Below are 23,973 nucleotides of genomic sequence, written 5' to 3' on the forward strand. Positions count from 1 at the left end.
CAATGGTTCAACTTATTCAAGGAAAAGATATCACCCTAGCCCACCTCATCGATGAATTTGGTCTACACCTTGCAGACGACGAACTTTTTTTTTCAGAGTGGCAGCAAGATTTACCTGAGTTGAGTGATTTAGAAAAGCAATCTCTCAACGAAGTCAAGACAGAATATTTGCATCTATCGAAATATCCTATTTTAGAACCTGTAGTCAAAATGGTAGTGCTATCTCCACTATTGCGTCTAGCAGGTTTTTATCAACCGCCTTTCTACATCGCCTCAGAACAAGAGGTCAGAATTTCTTCTGAAGACGAAGGCATCATTATCAGAGGACGTATTGACATCTTAGTGTTCCATCCTCCACTTTGGGTTCTCGTTATTGAGGCAAAACGAGCAGATTACTCCTTAGTGCCAGCAATTCCACAAGCATTGGCTTATATGTTGGCAGATGCAACTTCGGCAAAACCTGTTTTTGGGTTTGTCACCAATGGTAATGAATTTAGATTTATCAAACTGCTAAAAACTGAAACTCCACAATACGCTCTATCTGATTTGTTTGCTTTAGATAGTCGTGATGACATATATATTGTCTTGAAAGTGTTAAAACACCTAGCTCATTTAATTCGTAATTCGTAATTTGTAATTATGACCTCTCCCTGGTTTTACTACGCAAAACCGTCCCTCTCCGATTCGGAGAGGGACAGACTTGAACTTTAGTTCAAAGCAGGGAGAGGTTTGTCTAACTCACGTTGTATTTCATAATTTTGAATTTTTAATTTTTAATTTTGAATTCGGAGCGAAGCGACGTGACCCAATACCAGTATCAAGTCGGTGGTAGCCTGCCTCAAAATGCCCTAACTTATGTTAGACGGCAAGCTGACCATGACCTCTATGAAGGCTTGAAGGCTGGGAATTTTTGTTATGTACTCAATTCTCGGCAGATGGGGAAATCTAGCTTGCGGGTGCAGGTAATGCAGCAGTTGCAAACTGAGGGATTTGCTTGTGCTGCTGTTGATATTACAGCTATTGGGACGGCAGATATTACCCCAGAACAGTGGTATGCCGGGGTGATTGATACTCTGGTGGGAAGTTTTAATATTTATACAACTTTTGATTTAGATACTTGGTGGACTGATAACGGTTTGCTTTCACCAGTACAGCACTTTAGCAAGTTTATTGAAACAATATTACTTCAAACAATTACTGAAAATATTGTTATTTTTATTGATGAAATTGACAGCGTTCTGAGTCTTTCATTCAACTTAGATGACTTTTTTGCAGTTATCCGCGATTGCTACAACCGACGAGCAGACCATCCTGAATATAATCGCCTCACCTTTGCTTTGATTGGCGTATCTACACCTTCAGATTTGATTCAAGATAAACGCCGGACACCTTTTAATATTGGACAGGCAATAGATTTAACTGGCTTTCAACTCCAAGAGGCGCAACCCTTGGCGCGGGGTTTGGCAGCAACGGGAAATCCTCAAGATGCAATGGCTCTAGTGCTGGCTTGGACGGGAGGACAGCCGTTTTTGACGCAAAAAGTTTGTAAGTTGTTAATTGAGGAATACCTTGTAGAGACGCGATTTATCGCGTCTTATACAGACGAGGAGAAATCCCAAATTGAGGGGTTGGTAAGAAGGCGGATTATTGAGAATTGGGAGACGCAAGATGAGCCGGAGCATTTGAAGACGATTCGTGACAGAATTTTGCAGAGTGGGGAACAGAGGACTGGGCGATTGTTGGGGTTGTATCAGCAGATTTTGCAGCAGGGAGAGATAGCAACTGATGATAGTCCTGAACAAACGGAACTGCGGCTGACGGGTTTAGTGGTGAAGCGGGAAGGGAAACTGCGAATTTATAACCGGATTTATGCAGAGGTGTTTAAACAGGAATGGTGTGACAAGATTTTAGCAAACTTGCGCCCTTACTCCAATACATTTAATGCCTGGGTTGAGTCGGAACGTGAAGATGAGTCGCGCTTGTTGCGGGGACAGACTTTGCAAGATGCCCAAGAATGGGCAGTAGGTAAAAGTTTGAGTGATTTGGATTATCAGTTTTTAGCTGCTAGCCAAGAGTTGGAAAAGCGCGATGTGCAGAAAAGGCTGGAGGCAGAAGAACAGGCAAAGCAGGTATTAGCAGAGGCGAACCACAAAGCTAATCAACGGATTCGTATTGGTTCTGTGGTGCTGGGTTTTGCTCTAGTGGGGGCAATTGCTTCGGGAATATTTGCACAGCAGAGTGTTCAGCAAGCTAATCATGCCAACAGAGATTTAAAAACAGCTAAGACAGAAGCCGAAGCCCAGCGTCAAAAAAACGAGCAGATATCGCAGCAGGCAAAAAAGACAGAAGCCAGAGAGAAAGAAGCAGAAGCTAACTTGAGAAAAGCTAATCAACAGTTTAAAGCCGCAACAAAAAAGGCAAAGTCTGCTGAGGAAGATGCGAAGAAAGCAACGATAGAAAAACAACAGGCACAACAACAAACAGGAAAAGCTCAAAGTGACCTGAAAGTAGCAGACATTGCCCAGAAAAATGCTTTGGAAGAACTAAACAAGGCACAGCAACAACAACAGCAAGCACAACGAGATTTGAAAACAGCGCAGATTGCCAAGACAGAGGCAGATGCAGCCCGAAAAAATGCCCTAATAGCTACGCGATTAGAACAAGATGGAACAAATGCGCTGCGACAGTTTAATTCAAGTGAAATTGACGGACTGCTGTTAGCGATGCGGGCTTCTAAAGAATTGAAAAGTCTGGTCAAGGATAAACAATCTTTAACAGAATATCCCGCTTACAGCCCTTTGTTTAGTTTACAGACTATTCTGCTGAACATTCGTGAACAAAATCAGTTGCAGGGGCATAGCAGTTCGGTCTACAGCGTCGTCTTCAGCCCAGATGGCAAAACTTTAGCTTCCGCCAGTGCTGACAACACCATCAAATTGTGGAATCGGGACACGGGCAAAGAAATTTCCACCCTGACTGGGCATAGCAGTTCGGTCAACAGCGTCGTCTTCAGCCCGGATGGCAAAACTTTAGCTTCCGCTAGTGCTGACAAGACAATCAAATTGTGGAATCGGGAGACGGGCAAAGAAATTTCCACCCTGACTGGGCATAGCAATTTGGTCACGAGCGTCGTCTTCAGCCCGGATGGCAAAACTTTAGCTTCCGCAAGTTGGGACAAGACGATCAAATTGTGGAATCGGGAGACGGGCAAAGAAATTACCACCCTGAGTGGGCATAGCGATGCGGTCAACAGCGTCGTCTTCAGCCCCGATGGCAAAACTTTAGCTTCCGCCAGTAATGACAACACGATCAAATTGTGGAATCGGGAGACGGGCAAAGAAATTACCACCCTGACTGGGCATAGCAGTTTGGTCACGAGCGTCGTCTTCAGCCCCGATGGCAAAACTTTAGCTTCCGCCAGTAATGACAACACAATCAAATTGTGGAATCGGGAGACGGGCAAAGAAATTACCACCCTGACTGGGCATAGCAGTTTGGTCACGAGCGTCGTCTTCAGCCCTGATGGCAAAACTTTAGCTTTCGCAAGTTGGGACAAGACGATCAAATTGTGGAATCGGGAGACGGGCAAAGAAATTACCACCCTGACTGGGCATAGCAGTAGGATCAACAGCGTCGTCTTCAGCCCCGATGGCAAAACTTTAGCTTCCGCAAGTTATGACAAGACAATCAAATTGTGGAATCGGGAGACGGGCAAAGAAATTACCACCCTGACTGGGCATAGCAGTAGGATCAACAGCGTCGTCTTCAGCCCCGATGGCAAAACTTTAGCTTCCGCAAGTTATGACAAGACGATCAAATTGTGGAATCGGGAGACGGGCAAAGAAATTACCACCCTGACTGGGCATAGCGATACGGTCAACAGCGTCGTCTTCAGCCCCGATGGCAAAACTTTAGCTTCCGCTAGTGCTGACAAGACAATCAAATTGTGGAATCGGGACACGGGCAAAGAAATTTCCACCCTGAGTGGGCATAGCAGTTCGGTCAACAGCGTCGTCTTCAGCCCGGATGGCAAAACTTTAGCTTCCGCCAGTGCTGACAAGACGATCAAATTGTGGAATTTGAATCTTGATGATTTATTAGCACGGGGTTGCAGTTGGCTTAAGAGTTATTTGGCTAGCCATCCTGATGCGGCTAAGGTGTGTTCGGGGGAGTAGGGAGAGGGGAAGCAGGGGGGCAGGGCTGTAGGTGATGGATGCGATCGCAATACGGTTCGGATAAGACTCGATCCCCCCAACCCCCCTTAAAAAGGGGGGCTAAAAAATGGCTCTATTTCCCCCTTAAAAAGGGGGACTAAGGGGGATCTTTAAGACCTATGCACTTAACCGAACCGTATTGGATGCCGCAGCTACGCCCGTCGTAGACATCGCTTGATAACAAAGGGACAAAATTCAAGTTCGGAACTCGGAACGCCGAGTTCCGAACACCAATGACCGAGCAAAAAGGTGGAAGTTCCGAGTTCCGAACACGAACTCCGAGCAAAAAGGTCAAAGTTCCGAGTTCCGAACACAAACGTCCGAGTAAAAAGGTCGAAGTTCCGAGTTCTGAACACCAATGACCGAGCAAAAAGGCTGAAGTTCCGAGTTCCGAACACGAACGACCGAGCAAAAAGGTCGAAGTTCCTAGTTAAACCTCTGGTTCTACTCCCAGCGCTTTTAACTGAGCGGCTAATCTCTCTGCACGCTGGCGTTCTTTTGCTGCTAACTCCAAACCCCACAGTAATAGTTCGCCGTTATCATCCCACCAACGTAACCAATAACCTGTGCGGTTTTCTCGGCTTCCTTGCCATACGCCTAAAAACAAATTTATTTCGGCAATCCAGTGACGATTATTTGCATCCGGTGTTTGCAGTTTATAACGTCCTAAATCATCTCGCCGATAAACTTCTAAAACTCCGCCATCTGGTTCAAAAATGGCATAGTTTGGCACTTGTAAAATCTGCTCATAATAAAACCATTTACCTGGGGGATAAGTCGGTTTACTAGAATACTCTCCACCTTCGGTATCTGAGAGAAATTCCATCACAATTACGGGAATATCACCTTGGAGTCGTGGCGTATAACTGCGCTTCACTTCTTCTCGTGAGACTCGAATAGATGGTACATAACCCCAATCTGGTGCTTTGACGACAAATCGATTATTTAAAGTGGCACAGATACCGTAGTTAGTGATCGTTAAAGCATCAGTGGGTAATCTGCCAGCAAGTTCCAAGCTTTCTGTTAAAGCAGCAGCCAAGAGTGGCTGATTAATGTTATCCACTGGCTCGTTGTCTAAAACAAAATCATCAGGTAACTTTTCCCAGGTGACATTATGAGTGGCTGCATTGGCTAGCATAATCAGAATATCTCAAGTACAAATTCAATTTCTAATGACCCGATTAAAAAATTGCACGCGGCGTTACTCCTGAGCAAGGGTTCGCACTTCTTCCACTGACAATGCCAAAGCTTGGGCAATCTGTTCAATGGTCAAATTCATTTGCAATAATCGGGGTATGGCATCTCTTCTAGCTTGTTCTGCAAGTTCCGCCCGTTGCCGTTCTTGCTCGGCGTTGCGAGAAATTTCTGTATAAGTTAAAAACCTTTCTCCATCAGGGCGATATAACTGTAAAACCTCTGATGATGGAACAAAGCGAATTTTTAACAGAGGACTAACCCAATCTTCCATTTGGGGGATGACATCTAATCCATCTTCGCTACGCAACCATCCACGCAAATTATTTCGATCGGGATCGTAAATGTAGTACTCTTCTACGCCATAGCGGTCATAGAAAAGTAATTTCTTGTCCATTTCAGTTTGGGTGTTGCTGGGAGAAAGAATTTCAAACACTACTTGTGGTGCAATTCCCTCCTCTTTCCATTGTTGGTAGCACAAGCGATCGCCTTTTGGTCTACCCAATACCACCAGGACATCTGGGGCGTTAACAATTTTGTTACGTCCCTCTACGGGATACCAAAATAAATCACCGGCGACAAATACATTTGGATCTTCGGCAAATAGCCACTCTATATTCTGCTTAATTTCTACAATCCAGCCAAACTGTATAGTATTATTAGCCACTGGTTGTCCGTCACTATCTGGGTAGATGACCTCTGGCTGGGTCGGCGGTTGGATTTGCAACACCATAGCTTCGCCCTCAGAAGGATATTTAATCGGGATGCTTTCAAATTAGCAGACTCTTAAGGATGTCTGCGGCATGAATCTAGAGGAAGAACTAATTAAAACAGTACGATTGTTCTACTATAAATCAATTAAAGATAGTATTATTAAGGACTGTTTCATAAGAAACTCCTTCTTCGCCGCCCAATATGTCAGACCAACAGCTAGCAGCATCCTTGAATGGACATCTTCCGTACCCCAGCCACAACAGCCAGAATACCATTCGGATTCGGGGTGCTAGGCAGCATAATCTGAAAAATATTGACTTGGAATTGCCACGCGATCGCTTAATCGTATTCACTGGCGTTTCGGGTTCTGGTAAGTCTTCCCTAGCCTTTGACACCATTTTCGCTGAAGGGCAACGTCGCTATGTCGAATCCCTCAGCGCCTACGCCCGCCAATTTCTCGGACAACTAGATAAGCCGGATGTGGAAGCCATTGAAGGCTTAAGTCCAGCAATTTCCATTGACCAAAAATCAACGTCTCATAACCCGCGTTCTACTGTGGGTACGGTGACAGAGATTTACGACTATTTGCGGCTGTTATTTGGTAGGGCTGGCGAACCCCATTGTCCGATATGCGATCGCTGTATTGCACCCCAGACAATCGATGAGATGTGCGATCGCATCATGGAATTACCAGAACGCACCCGCTTTCAAATCCTTGCACCCGTTGTCAGGGGAAAGAAAGGCACACACCGTAAGCTTTTGTCAAGTCTGGCTTCTCAAGGTTTTGTCCGCGTGCGAATCAATGGCGAAATCCGCGAACTGTCAGATTCTATTGAATTGGATAAAAATTTTACCCACACCATCGAAGTGGTAATTGACCGCTTGGTGAAAAAGGCTGATATTCAGGAGCGTTTGGTTGATTCTCTTTCTACGTGTCTCAAGCAATCTGGTGGGATTGCGGCCATTCTGGTAAGCCTACTTGGTGACGACGGACAAGAAAAAGAAGAAGAATTAGTATTTTCGGAAAACTTTGCTTGTCCAGAACATGGCGCGGTAATGGAGGAACTATCGCCGCGATTGTTCTCCTTTAACTCACCTTATGGTGCTTGTCCCGACTGTCACGGAATTGGGACTTTAAGAAGATTTGCGCCTGATTTAATCGTACCCGACTGGGAAGCGCCAGTTTATGCTGCGATCGCGCCTTGGTCAGAAAAAGATAATTCTTATTATTTGGAATTACTCTATAGTGTCGGACAAATTTATGGGTTTGAGTTACAGACAAATTGGAGCAAGCTGACAGAAGAACAACAGCAAATTGTTTTGTTTGGCGAGAAAGATGAACGAGCCGCAGAGGCACAAAGAAAGCAGAGTTTTAAAGGTGCGATTCCCATTTTGCAACGACAATATGAGGGTGGTTCGGAATTAGTTAAGCAAAAATTAGAGCAGTATTTAATCGATCAACCGTGTGAAGTTTGTAAAGGAAAACGCTTGAAACCGGAAGCGTTGGCGGTGAAGTTGGGACAATATGGAATTTTAGAATTGACTACCGTATCAATTCGGGATTGTCGAGAGAGAATTGAGCAATTTAAGTTGAGCGATCGCCAGTTACAAATTGCTGATTTAGTCCTGAGAGAAATCAAAGCTAGATTGCAATTTTTGTTAGATGTCGGTTTAGATTATCTCACCCTCGATCGTCCCGCCATGACCCTTTCCGGTGGCGAAGCCCAACGAATTCGTCTAGCAACGCAAATTGGTTCTGGTTTAACAGGAGTTCTCTACGTTTTAGATGAACCGAGTATTGGTTTGCATCAACGAGATAATGGCAGATTGCTCAAAACCTTAACTAAATTGCGCGATTTAGGTAATACATTAATTGTCGTTGAACACGATGAAGAAACAATTCGCGCAGCTAACCATATAGTTGATATTGGCCCTGGCGCAGGAATTCACGGCGGAAATATTATTGCCCAAGGAGATTTTCAGGCATTATTAGCAGCAGAAGATTCCTTAACGGGTGCATATTTATCAGGAAGGCGAGTAATTACCACACCAGCAGAACGCCGAGAAGGAAATGGGCGCAGTTTGGGAATTAAAAATGCCCATCGCAACAATTTACAAAATATAGATGTAGACATTCCATTAGGTAAACTCGTCTCCATAACTGGTGTGTCTGGTTCTGGTAAATCTACCCTAATTAACGAATTACTGTACCCATCTCTGCAACACCATTTAACGAAGAAAGTTCCCTTACCCAGACATTTGGATAAAATTCAGGGATTAAACGCGGTTGATAAAGCGATCGTTATCGATCAATCTCCCATTGGACGCACACCACGTTCTAACCCTGCAACTTACACAGGAATTTTCGATGCCATTCGAGATGTCTTTTCCCAAACAGTAGAAGCCAAAGCTAGAGGCTATAAACCTGGACAATTTTCCTTCAACGTTAAAGGTGGACGTTGCGAAGCTTGTAGCGGACAGGGTGTAAATGTGATTGAAATGAACTTTCTCCCAGATGTTTACGTGCAATGCGAAATTTGTAAAGGTGCAAGATACAACCGCGAGACTTTGCAGGTGAAGTATAAAGATAAGTCTATCTCTGATGTTCTGAGAATGACAGTTGAAGAGAGTTTAGACTTTTTCCAGAATATACCCAAAGCGATCGCGCGTTTGCAAACTTTATTTGATGTCGGGTTGGGTTATGTTCAACTAGGACAACCTGCGACTACCTTATCTGGTGGTGAAGCGCAACGGGTAAAATTAGCAACAGAACTATCTCGACGCGCCACAGGTAAGACACTTTATTTAATAGATGAACCGACAACAGGATTATCTTTTTACGATGTCCATAAATTGTTAGATGTGTTGCAAAGATTGGTAGATAAAGGTAATTCAATATTAGTAATTGAACACAACTTAGATGTAATTCGTTGTTCTGACTGGGTGATAGATTTGGGGCCAGAAGGTGGCGACAAAGGCGGAGAATTAATTGCTGTGGGTACACCGGAGGAAGTTGCAAAAAATCCCAGGTCTTATACTGGGCAATATTTAAAGCAAGTTTTGAAACAGTATCCGGCGGTGAAATCTTAGCAATGAGGTAATACCAATGAAATTATTAGATGTAGTTGCCCTAACCGAAGACTTACCAGAATTGGGATTGTATCGCGGTCAAGTAGGAACGATTGTAGAAGAATATGAACCTGGAGTTTTTGAAGTAGAATTCAGCGACTTAACAGGAAAAGCTTATGCCATAGAAACTTTAAATGCTAGCAAGCTAATGACTTTATATCATCAACCAATTGTTGGGAAAACATTATTGGTTTAACTGCCCTCCCTACGTTACTTTTGAGGTCGGTTTTCAGATCAGTATTTTTATTTTTCAAATAAAAAACCCTCAGAATGCTTAGTTTTTGAACGTTTTGTCAAGATTTGGCGGTATCGGAAAAAGTTAAACAAGGCTATCGCACACTACATTTATTCTATAATTTTATTACCTAGTAAATCATTTTGTAATTCCTCTGTAGCTTCTTATATACTTTTACCATCTAGAAAATCAACAAATAAACAAACTTGCATAAACATGAAAAAATTTTCCTAAAGCCTCAGCTTGGTTTTTAGTGATTTCTAACTCACCGCTAATGATTTTAGCAACAATCTCGCTCGAACCAATAATTTCTACCAAATCAGCTTGTCCCAAACCCCTAGCTTCCATCAAATGCAAGAGTCTTGAATAAGGTGTTGAGGAATTAAGCTGATAGTGCTTATCTTCAAAATCCTCAATCAGTTTTACCAATAATTCCAACAAAGCATTTTCTTCAGGAGTCAGATGAGAACGAGAAAGCAACTCTTCAACAGTTTCTAAAAACTTCTCATTTTCCTCTTCTGTCTTGATAATCCGAGGTTGATGTTGAGACAGCAATTGGCTGTAAATGTCTGAGCTAAAAGTAAGGGTCATTTTTCCAATAGCTAATTAGCCATCTCTCCCCTTTGCCAAAACTGCCGTAAAATCTCCCCTGGTTTGCGATCCCATGTGTCGATATGCTCGTATATCAAATTATCTGGGTTGAGTTTATAAGTTGAATAGCCATTAAAAAGCAAACCTGCTTTCCAGGGAACACGCAACACTCCCCGCACTGTCCACTTTGCTAAAATTGTGTCTTCGTCTGACTGATAAACCTCATGCACATCAAAGTAAATTTGAGTAAAAAATAGCCGAGCGTGAAATCGCAAAGTCCAAAATATAATCCGATAGTTAAATTTGTATTTGAATGTATTTATCGGGTCTTTAAAATAGATATCCTGTGTATAAATATCATAAGAAATATCTTTTTCAAAAAGTGTTGGTAAATCCTCTTTTAAAGTCTTAATTACCTGTTCCACCGAAAATTGAGATTCCACGCGCCTTTTCCCTTAAAAAATCTTTTTTAACAACCTTTGCCAAATCGAAGATGTACTCTTATTACTCACACTACCCACACTCAAATCTGACAGAGTAGGAAATAATGCAGACTTAGCATAGGGGCCATTTCGCAAAACTTTAGCTAGGCTATTATTATTCTCGCGCAAACCTTCGTAAAAAAAGAATACCTCACCTTGAATTCCAAGTTGGCGATTGTATTCAATTGCCTGCACCAGATATTCTCGACTAATGCAGTAAGAGCCAAGCTTCATCAGTATTCCCGGTGCTAACTTGGGCAACGTCGCATCTGTGAACTGCTGGTTTACTAGTTTATCAGCGATCGCCTGATAACTCCTAAAATCACGGCGATAAATCTGTGGCTGAATCATGTCAACTATTCCCCGCTTCAGCCATGTGGGCGAGTCTTGCAGATATTCCTGGAATGCCCAATCATAAATATTAGGTGCGATCGCTACTAATAAATTAGAATTCACCGCTTTCACTTCCCGGTAGAGACGCGCCAAAAACTCAGTCAGAATATCTGCACGCCACTGTAACCATTGCCTATCCTTGGGATTCTGTGGCGGATTGCGATCGAATTCCTGGCGATAGCGAGTGACAGTTCCCTCATCATAACCACCTTCACAGGGTAATGCTGGCAAGCGATCGTCACCTTGAATACCATCCACATCGTAATTATTCGCAACTTCCAGCACCAAGTTCAAAAAGAATTCCTGCACCTGTGAGTCGAGTGCATTCAACCACTCGAAGCCGTTTTTCTTCAGTAAGTTACCATTAAAATCACGCGCAGCCCATTCCGGTTTTTTCTGTAAAAGTACACCACCATTCAAATTGTAGGAACTGGCAAAACCGTATTCAAACCAAGGAATGACTTTCAACCCAACTCGCCGCGCCTCAACCACCACTTCTTCTAAAGGGTCACGACCTACAGACATCGGGTCAATTTCGACTCCAAATGTCTGCTGCATTGTTTGACTAGGATATAAAGTTACTGCCTTGTTCCAAACAACGGGAAACACCACATTAAATCCTGTCTCGGCCAAGAAATCCATCGCCTCGGCAATGCGTTCCTTTGACCTGAGAACTTTACTATCAGTAGTGGTCAGCCAAATACCACGGGTTTCTATTATTGCCATTTCTATAAATTAAAATTCTCGGCACTGCACCATCTAAATATTGACTAGCCGACGATACCGCGCTTGTATTATTGTGTAAATTCCATAGGCAACCAAACCTAGTGCCACAATACCCAAAAGCCATGCTCCGTTAGGCTGTTGCGCTAGCGTCTGTAATACTTCATCCAAACCTTCTGCGGTGGCGGCGTTCGACTGTCTTGCTGCTTCAATTAAAAACCAACCAATAATGCAAAATACTATACCCCGTGCTGCTAAACCAAATCTGGAAATCCTCATTACCCATTTAGCTTGTGTGTTGCTTAACTTACTTAAATTGAGTTCTTTACGAAATTTTCCACTAAAAGCTTGATAAAACTGATAGAAGCCTAGAGCAATTACAAACGCTCCCACAGTTCCAACTAACCATTCACCAAAGGGTTGAGAAAGCAAACGTGCTGTCGAATCTTCAGTAGAATCACTACTATTTTTACCGCCGCCTGTACCCGTAACGATTTTCACAGCACTTAAGGCTAAACTTGCATAAATTAAGCCATTAACTGCGTAACCAATTCGCACTGCCAAACCTTTGGCATCATTACCTTTATTTTCTGGGTCTTTAATTGCTTGTACAAAACGCCAGATTACGTATCCAATCAAGCCAATTGCAACTAAAGCCAGCAAAAATTTCCCAAATGGCTGGTTGACAATTGTTTGGAGAGCGCCTTGGGTATCAGTTGTTTTACCACCCCTGCCAAAAGCCGCCTGTGCTGCCAGTATTCCAACTATACCGTAAACTACTCCCTTGGAAACATAGCCAAATCGTCCCAGTCGCTCAACCCACAATGAAGCATGGTTTGTCAACTGTTGTGTCATGGTAGTTGGATGATAATTATATCTACCTTTTACCAAAATTTACCCACGATTCACATCTATCCCAGGGCAAATTGTCTAATTATTTTGTAATAAATCACTATTGTAATACTGTCTTTTAATAGATGTGAGGTTGCTAAAAATCATATTACACTTATTAAGTAAAGTATTAATATTTAGTATTTTATAATTCTGAATTGTGATGAATTATGTCTATGATAGAAACTTCTTGGAAACACGAGTATATAACTACCAATGGGGTGAAACTACACTACGTTACCCAAGGTGAAGGCCCCTTAATGTTGATGTTGCACGGGTTTCCTGAGTTTTGGTATTCTTGGCGGCATCAAATCCCAGAATTTGCCCAAAATTTTAAAGTTGTCGCCATTGACTTGCGGGGCTACAACGACAGTGATAAACCAAGCGAGCAATCCGCTTATGTAATGGATGAGTTTATTAAAGATGTTGAGGGAGTAATTAAAGGATTAGGATACCAAAAATGTGTATTAGTCGGGCATGATTGGGGTGGTGCGATCGCTTGGAGTTTTGCTTATGCTCATCCCGAAATGTTAGAGCAATTAATTATCCTTAACCTGCCTCATCCTGCCAAATTTGCTCAAGGTTTACGAACTCTTCAACAGTTGCAGCGTAGTTACTACATCTTCCTTTTTCAAATACCGTGGATACCAGAATTATTTTTACAATCTTCAGACTACCAAGCAATTGAAACGGTTTTTAAAGGTACAGCAGTTAACAAGAATGCTTTTACCAAAGCGGATATTGAGGCTTATAAAGATGCCGCTGCAAAACGTGGTGCCCTCACAGCAATGTTGAACTACTATCGCAATATTTTTCAGCAGAGAATGCTAAATCCAAGTTGGGGCATTCTGGAAGTGCCAACACTGATGATTTGGGGAGAAAATGACACCGCACTTGGCAAAGAACTAACCTACGATACCACAGCTTATGTCCGGGATTTTCAAATCAAGTACATTCCTAATTCTGGCCATTGGGTACAGCAAGAACAGCCTGAACTGGTTAATCAGTATATACGGGAATTTATAAAGACTTAAGCTAAATTTGCTAATTTGCAATCAAATCACTTCATCAAGTATAAATACTTATCAAAGTAGCCAAATTATGGCGAGTAGTGCAAGCCCTGAAAAAGATTTAACAGAGATTTAACACTATCAGCTTTTTAGGATTTATCGGGTAAAAATCGACCATAAACAGGATATATGGCATTTTTTATCTCACGATCGTAGCTGTTTCAGATCGCAATCAACTTGTTAGTACATAGATAGATTGACCTTACGAAGTTTAGTGAGATAATAGAGTTGTGAGGGACAGAACGGACGCAACTTGATTATTAAGGGGGAAAATATATGAAACTCCAGCTATTAGCGGCCATGGCCTTAGCAACTCCCCTATTTTTCGCTAGCTCGGTTAGAGCCGAAAATCCGCAGGATTTACAAAAGCTGCTTTCAACTGGGGAATGCATCCAGTGTAATTTATCGGGAGCTAACCTCAGTGGCGCTCATTTAATTGGTGCTGACTTGAGAGGCTCGAAGCTCCAAGGAGCAAACCTCGTAGGGGCTAACCTCGAAGGTGCTGACTTAACAGGTGCTAACTTGGCAGGTGCTAACCTAACATCAGCTTATGTAACCAATGTGAATTTGAAGCAAACTAATCTCAACGGAGTAAATTTTACTCGCGCGACGATTCACGATTCTAATGTGTATAAAGCATCAATGAACGATCTCAATCTAACTGATGCTGAAATATTTAACACTGGAATCGGGATTGGTGGAGAAGATGCCGAGATTCCCGATTGGAAATAGACTGAACTAAGTAGGCAGGTTAAAATAAACACAACATCAGAGAAACTGGTTGTTTGCCAGTATTGTCTTTAGAGTCTGCCTATAAAAAAATAAAAAATAAACCCCCTCTGTTTTGTAATCACTTTACTATGACGCAAGCAGAGGGGGTTTCTTATTGGGATTGAGTCGGTATGCAGACGAAAAAATCACAACTAGTGACATAACGCTCTTTTATTACTCTCGTCAGATTAAATTTAAAACCCTATTTTGGCGTTAGTCCGCGCAGGCGGATGAGAGTTTGTGTAGCCGCGATTTCTAATCGCTTGGATTATTCTCTCTCCAGAGTCATAGAAGAGCGATAAGTCAATCTGGTTCAGTTGGTGATTAGGGACGTTGCATTGCAACGTCTCCACAGAGGTGTTGTTTAATTTACAGCAGCACTGACTAAACCATTGTGCCTGAGTAAAGCGATCGTACTTGGTTCACGACCTCGGAAAGTTTTAAACACCTCCATTGGATGCTGACCACCACCAAGCGCCAGCACCGTATCCCGATAACGCCGACCTGTAGCTTTTATAGCCTCTTCATCTTCTAGCCCAGCTTCTTCAAAAGCGGCAAAAGCATCAGCGCTCAGTACCTCAGCCCACTTGTAACTGTAGTAACCCGCCGCATAACCACCCTCAAAAATATGTCCAAAAGCACATAAAATAGCATCTTCTGGAAGCGGCTGTAAAACGGTAGTAGTCTTGGCTATGCGATGGCGCACATCTGATGGAGTTTCATTACTACCAGGGTGATAGCGATAGTGGAGTTCTAAATCAAGACTGCTCAGGTGAATCTGCCGCAACATGGCAGTACCACTCATATAATTACGCGCCGCTAGCAGCTTTTGATAATAATGCTCCGGTAGGGCTTCACCAGTTTTGTAATGCTTCGCCATACCAAACAAAGTGGGTCGCTCATAGCACCAGTTTTCCATAAACTGACTAGGTAGCTCTACTGCATCCCACTCCACATTATTGATGCCTGCGGCTCCGGGATAGTCAACCTTAGTAAGCAGATGGTGCAGTCCATGACCAAATTCGTGGAACAAGGTCTCTACTTCATAGAAGGTCATTAAACTAGGTTTACCATCTATGGGAGGACTTTGATTACACACCAAATAAGCTACTGGTAAGCGGATGGCAGTGACACCATTTTCAGTGATTTTGCCCCGATTGATGCACACATCCATCCAAGCACCTCCACGTTTTTCTGCTGGACGGCTGTAGGGGTCTAAGTAGAAATAGGCTATGGGAGAACCAGTTTCGTCAGCAATTTGAAAATAACGGACATCCTCATGCCATACTGGGGCTTGACCATCGGCAGGAGTCACAGTAACACCAAACAGCCGCTTGACTAGTCCAAATAAACCATCTAATACTTGGGGAAGAGGAAAGTAGGGACGTAATTCTTCTGCGGTAAAGGCAAATTTTGCTTCTCGTTGGCGTTCTGCCCAAAAGGTGATATCCCAGTGTTTTAAGTCTTCAGCTTCTGCTGCTCCCTGTGCTGCGGCAAAAGCTTTGAGTTCTACCAAGTCTTTGACAGCAGCATCATAACTAGCACGGCGTAGTTCTTCTAATAAGGCGTTGACTGCCTCAACATTGGGAGCCATTTTACTAGCAAGGCTCAATTGGGCAAAACTTTTAAAGCCTAGTATATCTGCGAGTTCTTGACGCAACTTTAAAATACGCTCAATTAAGGGGTTGTTATCCAAATCGCCAGATGAAGCGCGGGTGATATGAGCTTTGTAGAGTTTTTCACGCAAATCTCGACGGGTGCTGTGCTGCATGAAAGGGCCATAGCTGGGAAAGTCTAAAGTAATCCGCCAGGGGCCATTTTCTGGCGTGGCGTTGCTTTCGCCAGCTGCACGAGCAACTTGAGCTGCTAGACTCACTAAGCTTGGTGGTAAACCGTCAATTTCTGCTTGTGTTGTTAGGGTTAAGCTGAAAGCTTTAGTGGCATCAAGTACATGGTTAGAAAATTTGGTAGAAAGTTCCGCTAACTCCATTTGTATGGCGTTGAAACGCTCTCTTGCCTCTCCTTCCAAGCCAACACCAGAAAGTTCTGCATCCCGGATGGCAGCTTCTACAATGCGCTGTTGAGCTAATTCTAAATTTGCCCAATTATCGCTGGTACGGAGTGCTTTAAAAGCATTGTAGATGGGTTGGCTTTGACCGAGCTTATTGATAAATTGTACGACTAGTGGCTGTACTATTTCATGAGCTTCGCGCAGTTCCGGGCTATTTTTAACACCCATTAAATGATTCACCACCCCCCAACTCCAGGTAAGCCGTTCTGTAAGCTTTTCTAAGGGTTCTATTAAACCACTCCAAGTAGGTTGTACATTAGCCTCTAGGGTGGCAAGCTGCTGGTCAAGTTCTGCCAACAACTGATTGAAAGCTGGTACTACTCGTTCTGGTTTAATCTCTGCAAAGGGAGGTAAGCCAACGCCTTGGAGTAAGGGATTTTCGGAAATAATGGTACTTGCACTCATAGTTTTGTGTGAACCGCGAACTAATAAAAATCAATAATGATTTTTATTTATATATCTTCTAATGTAGCGATCGCTGCACTAAATAATCTTGCCATTCTGAACAAAAAGGCAAAAAAAGCGAGAATTAATCATAAATTTATCCTGATACAGCTATTTTGTTTCGATTGTGAACAATATCTGACAGGATGACAGTTCCAGAAATCTCAGCGAAAGTCTCTGAGATAATATAGTCATCCACCCATATTCTCAATCAGGTGGCTAATTATGACTAGTCTCTTACCCAGTTCTCAATCAACAGAAGTCTCGGTGTTGAGCCTGATAATATTTAGCTACTTCAACTTAAGCTCGTGCGATCGCAAAAAGACATCATCATGTACTATGTCAAACAGGTAGCTCGGCCGTCAGCATGGGCGTTACCCTGAAAGTACGGTTTCAGTTCAAGAATCCTACGCTTTCAAACCGTAGGAGTGTCTAATTAACTGAGTGCGATCGAGCATCCTTACCGAACCGAGAAGGGAGGCTCGACTTTTGTGATTTTATTTGGCAACTCATCTTTTTACTCGTAAAATCGAAGACAAGATCAAGGTCAGTAGAAAAGAGTCCCTAAATTAATGAATACGTTAATCAGTCAGGGTGGAAGAGTTATCACCAAACCTCAGATGGTAGACCGGATAAACGATATCGGTTGGCAAGCTCACCAAGGCAGTGTTGCTGCGATTATTCAGCTATTGAATGAAAAGCTAGCTAAGTCTGGTGTCAGAACTAGAGCCATTTTTTCTGATGGTGTCTTACAACTTCTGTGTGAAGCGGCTAGGATAGAGCAACTTGAGCAATCCCCTCTCGTAGAACAAATCCAGCAAATTCTTGAGTCTATCGCCCCGCGTCACATTCGCCGGGTCAATATCAATAGTCGGATTGTTCGGGAACAACAATTACTGTGGTTAAAAGAAATAGATAGCGATCGCGACAACCAATTGCTTTGGTCGCACGAAATTGCCTTAATTCAGCCCAATATTGTAAAGCAACTAATTAAAGATTTCACAGACGCTCAAGCTGAACTAGGAAAACCAAATTTTCCTAAAACCCCAGTCTCTCGTCCTTTGGTACTTATTAACAAAGAGAAACACAATAATAAACCTAAAACTAAGGTATTAGCAGCAGTTGGTTTATGCTCACTGTTGTTGCTTAGTTGGATTGTTTATGCCCAGTTAGGCGATCAACTAAAAAACCTAATGCAACTAGGAACTTCTAAATCTTTAACTACAGAAAATACTAACCAGAGGAAAGCCCAAACACCATCTCGCGTTCCTAACAATAGCTTTGATGAGCCATCTGACGATCCATTTGCAATATCTGTGCGAATTGCAAATCTTGCTTCTACATCTGGTAAAACAGCCACAACCTCAACTCAGTGGCTAGAGATCGCTGCTAAGTGGCAACGGGCTTCAGATTTAATGAGTAAGGTACCACAAAATCACAGCCGTTATCAGGAAGCTAAAATTCGGACTCAACTATATAAGAAATATAGTGAGGCGGCGCAGAAAGAAGCTGAGAAGAGTAAATCTTAGTACAGTTTTGCGTGAAATCGTAGCGTTTTTAAACGCACTAAGTAGCAAAGGTAAGTGCAGATGCGCTTTGCCTTTCCGTAGGGTAGGGACACAGAGTCTTGTCAAATTTAATTCGCTACGAATTAGTTAAAATCTGTACTTAGTTTTGTAATTTATCAATAAAAGCTTTAATAAATAGCCAATTCCTTGTACCAAGGTGAGAATAGCTACTTCTAATTGAGACTTCCAAAAAATTAAATATTCAATAATTCATAATGATTATTAAGAGGCTGCTATTGGTAGCTTCTTAATGTTGCTGAAAAAGTAATTTTATTTAATATAGAACGTAATCTTGCGGGGGACAATTAGAAAAATCGACCTTATTGTATTGTCAATAAAGTCGATTGAATCAAGTAGATTGATTCATGGGGTCAATCCAAAATCCAAAATGTAAAATCCAAAATGTGTATATCCCCTAACTTAGAAGTTCTCCTGTTTCTTGCAGGGAGTGTAAACGGCGGTAAATGCCCTCGTGACGCAAGAGTTCATCGTGGCTACCCACTTCTACAATCTTGCCTTGCTCTAGAACTACAATTTTATCTGCTTCCCGCACTGTACTTAAACGGTGAGCAATCACAATAGTGGTGCAAGTACCCTGAATCGATCGCATCGCTAGCTGAATCGAACGCTCAGATTCATAATCTAAACTAGAGGTGGCTTCATCAAAAATCAGTACGTCTGGTTCCACTAACAACGCCCTAGCAATTCCTAACCGTTGTCTTTGTCCTCCAGATAACCTGACACCTCGTTCCCCCACGACGGTGTAATAACCTTGGGGTAACTGCTGCACTACTTCATCGACTCTGGCAATTCTACAGGCTTGTTTAACCTGCTCCAAGCTGGCATCTCGCCTACCATAAGTCAGGTTATCCAATATAGTACCGTTGAAAACGTCTACTTCTTGGTGAACGATCGCTAATCTCCGTCTATACTTACCCACATCCAAAGTGCGAATATCTTGACCATCAATCAAAATTCGACCTTGTTGAGGTTCAAAATATCGTAACAGCAACTTCACTAAAGTAGACTTACCAGAACCCGAACGCCCCACTAATGCTACTGTTTGGTATGGCTCAATCAACAAGTTGATATCTTGCAAAACTTGACGGTTGGCTTCATATCCAAAAGTGAGGTGCGACAACTCAACTTTTCCAGTAAATTTATAAGGTGATTCTGTGTGGTTACTCTCTTCTAAAAGACTCGCTGAACCAGATGCAGTTGGCTCTTGGAGAAATTCGTGAAACCGGATCATCGAAGAATAACGACGGGCAAAAACTTCTCCCAAATTGCTAATAGGTTCTAATTCCGCATAAGCCATGCTAGAAAGAGTTAAGGTCATGACAAAGTGACCAAGAGAAATTCTTCCATCTACGGTTGCTGCTAGAGTCAAACCCAAGATAGTAAACACGCAAAACTGAATTACAGTCCTTTGCCAAGTAGCTAGTTTGGTATATCCTTTGTGGACACGATACTCAACTACCATTAATTCCCGATCTAAACGTTGCTTTTGCCGTTTCAGTTCATTAGCTTCTGTAGCAAATGCTTTCACCGTTTTGATGTTGGTGATTAGTTCCGAATTACGACTTTCCGTATCTTCTGAATATTTATCGAGAATAGTTTCGTGCCAAATCAGCTGCTTTAAATGCTTTAAGCTCAAGCTCAAAATAACTACAAAGGAAATCAAATACAAAATTGCAATTCGCCACTCAATTACCAAGATAAATCCAAAAATTGCCAGCACTCGAACTAATCTAGGAATAAACTGTCCGGCAACTTCAGGGTAAGTAAAAGTGTGGTTAGAAATTCCTCTAGCTATTCTTCCAGCAATACGTCCGGGGTTATTTTCATCATAAAATTCTAGTGGAAGAGTGAGAATTTTTTCTATGGCTGTTTGGGCTTTCTGGCGACGCATCCTTAAGGTTATATCCCAATGAAACCAATGGGTTAACCAAGGTTGTGCAGGCGCTTTCACTACTGTGACAACAAATATTAAACTCAGTAATATACCCAAAGATAGAGTTTTATTAACTGGGTAATTGGTGATGTCCGAAAAAGTTGCGATCGCACTTTGAAGTGGTTTATCCAAAGGTTGATTAGACAAAACATTTAAAATCTGCCCAATCGCATAAGGAACAACCAAATCAATAATTTCGTAGATGCTAGATGCTGTAATACTGAAAACACTCAGCTTCCAGTCAGAGCGAAAGTAATTGACAATATCTTGAAATTTGGCCATGATGCACACCGTCCAAGAGCGCGATCGTGAGCTTGGAATTTATATACTACAAACGTAATACAAATTAGTCAAGGTCTATTAAGTTTAAATCATTCTTTCTGAATATTAGGCATTTGTACTGGAACAAACTCTAGGCGATAGCGATAGAGAGCAACTGGTCGAGAACCAGCTTTAAAGTAATCTGGATCTTGGGGTGAAAGATAGACAGCAGTAACTTGATCTGCTTCAATTGCCGGATTAGTCGTTAAAAGTTTATGATAAGCGGTGGTAGATTCTACCGAGTTTAAATAGGGGCGTGAACCACCTTTAAATAATTGTTGAAACACTTCTGTAGTGATAAATTTGCCATCAGGGATAGTTTCTGTAGCTCGTGCAGTCACAATGGAGACTAGTTGGCGACTGCTACGCAAGAATGTAATCTGACGATTAGGTGAATCTGGATCTACTTTTACTGATAACACTGCTTCATTCCCTAAATAAGCCCGTGCCAAATTCAAGCTATTAAATGCTCTATCTGCTACTAAATTTGGGGACTTGTAATCTGTCTTACGGAATATTTTTAACCCGGCTAGATGTGGTTGCTCTTTCACAAATCTTACTACAAAATTCACAGGCTGATCTAATTGGTGGCGATTACCTTCAAACCCTGGAGTTACGATATCTGGTGCTAAAGGCGCGGCTAAATCTACCAAAGTACTCGTAACTTGCCAAGAACCAGCCATCCATTCCGGGTAAACCAAATCACCCGAAGCCGGTTGCACTGAAGTTAATTTTTCCCACTGCGGAAAATTTGCTAACCGTTCAGACAATTCTCCTGCAAGAGCGTCGCCATTCCATAGTAGGAATGAAAGCAGCAAGCAAAAACTCCAAATTACCTTTATTGTAAGCATTCGCAATTTTGTATTTAACGTTTATTATTTATCGATTAAAAATCAAGTAAATTTGTGTAAAAAATTAAAAAATTTTAGTAAGTGCTTTAGCACTCAAGCACTTACTAAAAGATAATCACAGAGTTTTATTTTTCTTTCTATAGTTCACTTTATTTGCGTTAATTTACTTAAAATATGGGATAATGATACACTAAATATATTGCGTATTATGCTGCTAGCTATTAACTCACAAAATATCGTTTAGTAACTAATTTACCATCACAATTAGCCGATATAGCGGTGTGCAGTTCAGTGAGATACAAAAACTTTGCTGAAATGATTTGACAGCAAGGACTTTGGTGTTCTCATCCAATCGATAACCGCTATATATAGGATTACTATTTGATTTTTGAACGAAATTAGGTATTGTAGAGTGTGTTAGAACGGAGTTCGTAACGCACTATTATTAAGGGTTTGATGCCGTACTCTCCGCGCTCACATCCTACGGATATTTTCAGAAATCAAACCGGATTCCTATAGTTAAAAATATCTAACTCTACAATCCTAAATTATGGTGACAGCATGACATTGGCACTAGGCATGATTGAAGTTTATGGCGTTCCCACAGCAGTGGAAGTTGGAGATGCCATGTGTAAAGCTGCTCGTGTCACCCTTGTTGGTTATGAAAATACTGATTTAGGACGAATTACCGTATTAATTCGAGGGGTTATTGGTGAGGTTAATGTGGCAGTGACAGCAGGACTAAAGGCGGTACTGCGAGTTAGCGGTGGCGAGGTGCTTTCTTCTCATATTATTCCTCGACCCCATGAAAATTTAGAATATGTTTTACCGATTCATCGCAGCGTGAATGTGCAGCAATTCAGTGCAGATATCAGATTTCCTCCACCCCTGTCAGTTTAGCTGTATGTATTAAATTTCTGCTGGTAAAGCTTCCCAAACTTCCCCATACTTTTCTTTTAGAGTCTCCCAAGCTTCCACCTGGCCTGGTTCATATTCTCCCGGTTTACCCCATTGCAAAAATAAGCTTAAAGCAGACTCATGTTTATCATCTAAAAACCGAATAGCATAGGTTGTAAAATTTCCTCTTTTTGCTTCACCCGTTTCAAATTTTACTTTAATAATTCTGTCCATATTCAAGTGAAACTCAAAGCCTTCAGTATGCATATTTGCATACTTACCCTTTGGTAATTCTGCATAAAATAGCTTTTCAATCTTGCCACGTGCTTCTAATACAGCCGCGCTACTAGTAACAATTAGACGCAAAGTTCCAAGAGTCTCACAAGCTTCTAAAAATTCTTTCAAAGTAGTACTCATAAATTATTATCCTTTGTTATTTGTTGATCCCCAATTACCAATTACCAATACCAATTCCTATTTTTCGTATTGTTCATAAGCAGCGACAATGCGCTGAACAAGAGGATGGCGAACTACATCTTTTTGAGTAAATTCGCAAAAGGCAATGCCTTCAACGTGTTTTAAAATTTGTAAAGCCACCCCTAAACCCGATTGTTGGTGAAGTGGTAAATCAGTTTGTGTCATGTCTCCTGTAATCACCATCCGCGAACGGAAACCCAAACGAGTCAAAACCATTTTCATCTGAGCGGGTGTAGTATTTTGAGCTTCATCAACAATGATAAAAGCGTTATTGAGGGTGCGTCCCCGCATGTAGGCGAGGGGTGCGACTTCAATCACACCGCGTTCCATTAAACTAGGTACTTTTTCTGGGTCGATGAATTCATAAATAGCATCGTAAAGTGGGCGAAGATAGGGATTAACTTTCTGCTGCAAGTCTCCAGGCAAAAAACCGAGTTTTTCACCAGCTTCAACGGCAGGGCGAGTTAAAATTAGCTTTTCAACCTGGTTGGCAAGGAGTGCTTGCACGGCGACAACAACGGCGAGATAAGTCTTGCCGGTACCAGCAGGCCCAATCCCAAAGGTAAGATCGCGTCTACGGAGTGCGTCGATATATTGACGCTGGCGGAAGGTTTTAGCACGGACTTCTTCGCCTCGGCGATTTTTGGCAAGGACATCTCGCTGTAAATCTTGCAGTTCCCCTTGCCGATCGCTATCTATGGCTTGACGGGCTGTTAAAATATCAGCACTGGTGATAGTATTGCCCTTAATCCAGAGGTCTTCAAGCGATCGCACTAATCGAGAAGCTAGATCGATTTGCCCTTGGGTACCAGAAATGACTAATTCCTGTCCGCGTAGCACTAAAGTGGCTCCTGTTTGGCGAGATAGGATTTTGAGATTTTCTTCTCCATCTCCCCCAAGAGCGATCGCACTAGCAACATTCGGCAGCTGAATTGTTAAAGCACCTGCCATAGTATTTTTTAATTCGTAAGGATCTATTTTTGA

The 23,973-nt window shown here is 42.2% G+C and carries 19 protein-coding genes; 8 read left to right on the forward strand and 11 right to left on the reverse strand.

Annotated elements, in window-relative coordinates; genetic code table 11:
* The first annotated feature begins 2 nt into the window (after window positions 1-2).
* Together CDG79_RS09990 and CDG79_RS09995 are read left to right on the forward strand one after the other, a co-directional pair.
* The gene (locus tag CDG79_RS09990; RefSeq protein ID WP_094341996.1) at window positions 3-629 is read left to right on the forward strand and encodes a type I restriction endonuclease; all 627 of its coding nucleotides are present in this window, start codon (window positions 3-5) and stop codon (window positions 627-629) included.
* A 170-nt stretch (window positions 630-799) separates the two neighbouring features.
* Window positions 800-4,174 carry an AAA-like domain-containing protein gene (locus tag CDG79_RS09995; protein WP_094341997.1) on the forward strand — a complete coding sequence of 1,125 codons (3,375 nt, stop codon included), beginning with the start codon at window positions 800-802 and terminating at the stop codon, window positions 4,172-4,174.
* A gap of 469 nt (window positions 4,175-4,643) precedes the next feature.
* Here CDG79_RS09995 and CDG79_RS10000 read toward each other — a convergent pair whose 3' ends face one another.
* Together CDG79_RS10000 and CDG79_RS10005 are read right to left on the reverse strand one after the other, a co-directional pair.
* Entirely contained in the window at window positions 4,644-5,351 is a 708-nt protein-coding gene (locus CDG79_RS10000) for a Uma2 family endonuclease (protein ID WP_094341998.1), read from the reverse strand.
* A gap of 63 nt (window positions 5,352-5,414) precedes the next feature.
* Window positions 5,415-6,140, reverse strand: a complete 726-nt coding sequence (locus tag CDG79_RS10005) for a Uma2 family endonuclease (protein ID WP_094341999.1) — start codon at window positions 6,138-6,140, stop codon at window positions 5,415-5,417.
* A gap of 182 nt (window positions 6,141-6,322) precedes the next feature.
* Between CDG79_RS10005 and uvrA the strand changes: the two genes are divergently transcribed.
* A complete protein-coding gene (gene uvrA / locus CDG79_RS10010) occupies window positions 6,323-9,211 on the forward strand; it encodes an excinuclease ABC subunit UvrA (RefSeq protein ID WP_094342000.1) in 2,889 nt (962 codons plus the stop codon).
* Window positions 9,212-9,227: 16 nt separating this feature from the next.
* The gene (locus CDG79_RS10015; protein WP_094342001.1) at window positions 9,228-9,446 is read left to right on the forward strand and encodes a DUF4926 domain-containing protein; all 219 of its coding nucleotides are present in this window, start codon (window positions 9,228-9,230) and stop codon (window positions 9,444-9,446) included.
* A 228-nt stretch (window positions 9,447-9,674) separates the two neighbouring features.
* Here CDG79_RS10015 and CDG79_RS10020 read toward each other — a convergent pair whose 3' ends face one another.
* Genes CDG79_RS10020 through CDG79_RS10035 form a run of 4 tightly spaced genes read right to left on the reverse strand, consistent with a single transcriptional unit; the run spans window position 9,675 to window position 12,529 of the window.
* Window positions 9,675-10,076 carry a helix-turn-helix domain-containing protein gene (locus tag CDG79_RS10020; RefSeq protein ID WP_094342002.1) on the reverse strand — a complete coding sequence of 134 codons (402 nt, stop codon included), beginning with the start codon at window positions 10,074-10,076 and terminating at the stop codon, window positions 9,675-9,677.
* Window positions 10,077-10,087: 11 nt separating this feature from the next.
* On the reverse strand, window positions 10,088-10,519 hold the full coding sequence (locus CDG79_RS10025) for a DUF2358 domain-containing protein (RefSeq protein WP_094342003.1): 432 nt from the start codon (window positions 10,517-10,519) through the stop codon (window positions 10,088-10,090).
* 12 nt (window positions 10,520-10,531) lie between these two features.
* Window positions 10,532-11,677: a glycoside hydrolase family 10 protein gene (locus tag CDG79_RS10030; protein ID WP_094342004.1), complete on the reverse strand. Its 1,146-nt coding sequence runs from the start codon at window positions 11,675-11,677 to the stop codon at window positions 10,532-10,534.
* A gap of 33 nt (window positions 11,678-11,710) precedes the next feature.
* Window positions 11,711-12,529, reverse strand: coding sequence for a DUF1206 domain-containing protein (locus tag CDG79_RS10035; protein WP_094342005.1), 819 nt, complete (start codon window positions 12,527-12,529; stop codon window positions 11,711-11,713).
* A 206-nt stretch (window positions 12,530-12,735) separates the two neighbouring features.
* Here CDG79_RS10035 and CDG79_RS10040 point away from each other — a divergent pair, with 206 nt between their 5' ends.
* Window positions 12,736-13,599 (forward strand): alpha/beta fold hydrolase, encoded by an 864-nt coding sequence (locus tag CDG79_RS10040; RefSeq protein WP_094342006.1) that lies wholly within the window; start codon window positions 12,736-12,738, stop codon window positions 13,597-13,599.
* A gap of 312 nt (window positions 13,600-13,911) precedes the next feature.
* The gene (locus tag CDG79_RS10045) at window positions 13,912-14,367 is read left to right on the forward strand and encodes a pentapeptide repeat-containing protein (RefSeq protein ID WP_094342007.1); all 456 of its coding nucleotides are present in this window, start codon (window positions 13,912-13,914) and stop codon (window positions 14,365-14,367) included.
* A gap of 403 nt (window positions 14,368-14,770) precedes the next feature.
* Here CDG79_RS10045 and CDG79_RS10050 read toward each other — a convergent pair whose 3' ends face one another.
* Window positions 14,771-16,882, reverse strand: coding sequence for a M3 family metallopeptidase (locus CDG79_RS10050; protein ID WP_094342008.1), 2,112 nt, complete (start codon window positions 16,880-16,882; stop codon window positions 14,771-14,773).
* Window positions 16,883-17,493: 611 nt separating this feature from the next.
* On the opposite strand from CDG79_RS10050, the gene CDG79_RS10055 reads away from it, so the two are divergent.
* Window positions 17,494-18,450 (forward strand): hypothetical protein, encoded by a 957-nt coding sequence (locus tag CDG79_RS10055; RefSeq protein WP_094342009.1) that lies wholly within the window; start codon window positions 17,494-17,496, stop codon window positions 18,448-18,450.
* A 454-nt stretch (window positions 18,451-18,904) separates the two neighbouring features.
* On the opposite strand, the gene CDG79_RS10060 is transcribed toward CDG79_RS10055, so the two are convergent.
* Together CDG79_RS10060 and CDG79_RS10065 are read right to left on the reverse strand one after the other, a co-directional pair.
* Complete coding sequence (locus tag CDG79_RS10060) at window positions 18,905-20,725, reverse strand: ABC transporter ATP-binding protein (protein WP_094342010.1); 1,821 nt, start codon at window positions 20,723-20,725, stop codon at window positions 18,905-18,907.
* Window positions 20,726-20,814: 89 nt separating this feature from the next.
* Window positions 20,815-21,615, reverse strand: coding sequence for a DUF6816 family protein (locus tag CDG79_RS10065; RefSeq protein WP_094342011.1), 801 nt, complete (start codon window positions 21,613-21,615; stop codon window positions 20,815-20,817).
* Between the two features lie 561 nt (window positions 21,616-22,176).
* Here CDG79_RS10065 and CDG79_RS10070 point away from each other — a divergent pair.
* Window positions 22,177-22,515 (forward strand): carbon dioxide-concentrating mechanism protein CcmK, encoded by a 339-nt coding sequence (locus CDG79_RS10070; protein WP_094342012.1) that lies wholly within the window; start codon window positions 22,177-22,179, stop codon window positions 22,513-22,515.
* A gap of 9 nt (window positions 22,516-22,524) precedes the next feature.
* Here the strand turns inward: CDG79_RS10070 and CDG79_RS10075 are convergent, their stop codons facing one another.
* Complete coding sequence (locus tag CDG79_RS10075) at window positions 22,525-22,929, reverse strand: ChuX/HutX family heme-like substrate-binding protein (protein WP_094342013.1); 405 nt, start codon at window positions 22,927-22,929, stop codon at window positions 22,525-22,527.
* Window positions 22,930-22,986: 57 nt separating this feature from the next.
* Window positions 22,987-23,940: a PhoH family protein gene (locus CDG79_RS10080; RefSeq protein WP_094342014.1), complete on the reverse strand. Its 954-nt coding sequence runs from the start codon at window positions 23,938-23,940 to the stop codon at window positions 22,987-22,989.
* Between the last annotated feature and the right edge of the window lie 33 nt (window positions 23,941-23,973).

The sequence above is a fragment of the Nostoc sp. 'Peltigera membranacea cyanobiont' 232 genome, from assembly GCF_002245985.1.
In the GTDB taxonomy this organism is placed as follows: Bacteria; Cyanobacteriota; Cyanobacteriia; order Cyanobacteriales; family Nostocaceae; genus Nostoc.